This window comes from Virgibacillus alimentarius (assembly GCF_000709085.1).
GTDB lineage: Bacteria > Bacillota > Bacilli > Bacillales > Amphibacillaceae > Virgibacillus_B > Virgibacillus_B alimentarius.
On record NZ_JFBD01000124.1, the window covers coordinates 1 to 3,365 of the forward strand.

Annotated in this window: 2 protein-coding genes and 1 pseudogene; 1 reads left to right on the forward strand and 2 read right to left on the reverse strand. The window is 39.0% G+C overall.

What is annotated here, in order from left to right:
* Window positions 1-451: 451 nt before the first annotated feature.
* Window positions 452-1,990 (reverse strand): AbgT family transporter, encoded by a 1,539-nt coding sequence (locus tag GZ63_RS0115535; protein WP_029271122.1) that lies wholly within the window; start codon window positions 1,988-1,990, stop codon window positions 452-454.
* 201 nt (window positions 1,991-2,191) lie between these two features.
* Between GZ63_RS0115535 and GZ63_RS0115540 the strand changes: the two genes are divergently transcribed.
* Window positions 2,192-2,791: a trimeric intracellular cation channel family protein gene (locus GZ63_RS0115540; RefSeq protein ID WP_029271123.1), complete on the forward strand. Its 600-nt coding sequence runs from the start codon at window positions 2,192-2,194 to the stop codon at window positions 2,789-2,791.
* A gap of 221 nt (window positions 2,792-3,012) precedes the next feature.
* On the opposite strand, the pseudogene GZ63_RS18210 reads toward GZ63_RS0115540, so the two are convergent.
* Window positions 3,013-3,365, reverse strand: a pseudogene (locus GZ63_RS18210) (LLM class flavin-dependent oxidoreductase); the annotation flags it as partial.

A 3,365-nucleotide genomic window follows, 5' to 3' on the forward strand; every position in this document is an offset into this window, starting at 1 on the left:
ACAAAGCTTGTATACTTCTAAAATGCATCAGATAAATAGGCAGAAAATCAATGCCTCAATATACGAAAGGAGGAGAGTGGATATGAAAACAGCATTTATTTGGACGATTTTTGCAGGAGTTGTTTCAACCGTAACATATAAGTGGTTACACATTCAGGCAAAGGAACGATGGCGATACACTCCATGGATTTAATACGTTGATCATACATCAATCATAATGGGGGGATATTGTTATTTTAGCAGATGGAATAATGCCCTGCGTATGACGTGCTATCAGATATATTTTTCTTCATGAAGCAATTACAAGCTATTTCATCGTTCAGCAAAAGGGAGCCATTCTTGAAAGGGGGAAGTGAGGATTGAATCAATACTTCTGGAACAAGAATGAATGTTCAGATTTGAAATAACGAGGCTCATGATAAAGAGCCCCGTTATTTATCAATTAAGCGAGTTAATATGTTAATGTTGTTCCAGGCCCTACCGGTATACCAAGTAAATACCAAATAGCGAAAAATATTGTCCAACAGATTAAAGTGACAATGGCGTATGGCAACATCAGTGATACCACTGTCCCGACGCCATTTTGTTTACCATATTTTTGTGCAAAGGCAACGATTAATGGGAAGAACGGCATTAATGGTGAGATAATATTTGTTGCAGAGTCTCCAATACGATATGCCACCTGCGTTATTTCTGGAGAAATTCCCAGTTGCATGAACATCGGAATGAAAACAGGAGCCATAATTGCCCATTTAGCCGAGTCTGCAGCTATAAAAATATTAATCATAGCTGTTATGAATATAAGTGCAATGACTAATGGAACTCCCGTCACATGGAACGACTGTAGGAGTTCTGCTCCTTTTACTGCTAGGATGGTACCTAAATTAGTGTAATTGAAAAATGCAACAAACTGAGCAGCAAAGAAAATCAATACAATAAACCCTGCCATTGATTCTAGAGAATAAGTCATTAAATTGGCAATGTCTTTGTCATTTTTGATCGTTTTTGTAATAATTCCGTAAACGATCCCTGGAATTAAGAAAATAAGCATCATAATAAAAATAATTCCGGTCATAAAAGGCGAACTCATAATGCTTCCCTCATCTCCCCGTAATACACCATTTTCGGGAATGACGAATAGTCCAATGACAATGACAGTGAAAAGTATGGAAAGGTTTGCCCAAAACAACCCTTTTTTCTCAATATCTGATATTCTTTCTATCTGTTCTATCGCATTTTCTTGTTCATATTTTCCTAATTTTGGCTCAATGACTTTATCTGTAATAAATGTTCCAATGATAACAATCAAAAAAGTTGATACAAACATAAAAAACCAATTATCGGTTGGATTGACAGTATAATTGACATCTAAAATCCGGGCTGCTTCTGTTGAAATCCCACCAAGTAATGGATCATTTGTCCCTAAAACTAAATTAGCAGAATAGCCACCTGAAACGCCTGCAAACGCGGCTGATAATCCAGCTAGTGGATGTCGTTTAAAGCCTAAAAATAGAATCGCTCCAAGTGGGACGAGAACAACATATCCTACAGAGGCAGCGACATTAGAGAGCACTCCCATGAGCACAACTAATGGTGTTACCAGTTTTCTCGGTGCTTTGGTAACGGTGTTTGTCATTAAGGCACTAATATATCCACTTTTTTCAGCAACACCAACTCCTATCATTGCTACTAGCACAGGCCCAAGCGCAACAAAAGAGGTGAAATTCGTCACTATATTAGAAAATATATAAGCAATCCCTTCAGGTACAAGTAAGCTAACCGCATTTACTGTTAGCATTTCTGTTTCCATCGTTTCCTTGTTAATTCCTTCAAATGTCACACTCGTTCCCATAAGATACAAAATATGAGATAAAATCATAACAATAAAAATAAAGATAACAAAAATAGTAACAGGATGTGGTAATTTATTTCCCTTTTCCTCGATAAGTCGTAACCATTTTATGGAACGTGCGTCTTTATCTTGTTGCATTGTTTCTCCTCCCTTAGCCTAATACCAAGTATATCGATAAGAAATATAAACTTCAATAACCAATATGGATATGCAAAAATTTAGCGACCTTGTTTCATTTCCTAGAGGAATCCATCCCATTTGATGAAAGCGTAACCCGCATTATTTGAATGGATGATCTTTATTCACCTATAATAGAGTTAAAAAGGAAGAAAAGCGTTGATGACATGGGAAGTTCTTAATATCATAGGCACGCTTGCTTTTGCCATTAGTGGTGCCATTATTGCGATAAAAGAAGATTATGACATATTAGGCATCCAAGTGCTGGGGTTCACGACAGCATTTGGTGGCGGTACGATCCGTAATTTATTAATAGGTATACCGATTGAAACCATCTGGACACAGGGTAATTTATTCATTGCCGTTTTCTTGATAAATAGTATTGTATTTATACTACCGACGCAGTGGCTACAATATTGGGATAAATGGGGGATTCTTTTTGATGCGATGGGACTGGCATCATTTGCGATCCAAGGAGCTATTAGTGCTGTTCAAGTCGGTGCACCATTAAGTGCGGTGCTCGTTGCGGCAACCTTGACGGGATCGGGTGGTGGCATGATCCGGGATGTTTTTGCAGGAAGAAAACCGATGATTTTTCGTGAAGAGATTTATGCCCTCTGGGCGACAATGGGCGGATTCGTGATTGGTTTAGGTGTCATCCAAGGACCTTGGACGACAGCTGCTCTTTTTATTGCGATTGTTACCTTGAGGATGTTATCCGTGCATTTCAAATGGAGATTACCACGACACTCCATAACATGAGGAAGATGGACGGAAAAAACGGGAAAAGCGTTGACAAAAAAGTCCGTTTGAAAAGGAAATCAACAAAAATAAAGTGGTTCTCGCGTAAGATCACGTCCCTGTTTAATCTAAAACAGACAAATGATCAAAAGTGAGCTGAATGAAAAAACCACAGAAATGCCTTCAAGGTGCTTTTCTGTGGTTGAAGAAGGTAAACGCTATACACGGCATTTACGATCATCTCATGAAAACAATTCCATGATCCGCCGGTACGACTGTTTCTTTTCTTCAAAGTCATACATATTTGTCAGAATCAGCCAATCGTTACATTGATAACGCTCAGATAGGAGAAGCAGTTCATTTTTTACTTTTTCCGGCCCGCCGATAATCATCCGCTTCCGGTTTTTTCGCATTTGCTCCTTCTCTCTATCATGAAAGTCCTTTGCTTTTGCTTCCTCGATACTTGGCACGCGGCTGTCGAGGCCTTTTTCCACATGTAGCAGCCAAACATCCTGGCTAATCGCAAGCTCCTGTGCATGTTCATCTGTTTCCCCGCAGATAACAAAAATAGCAGAACGCTTAGGTATTGACCCCC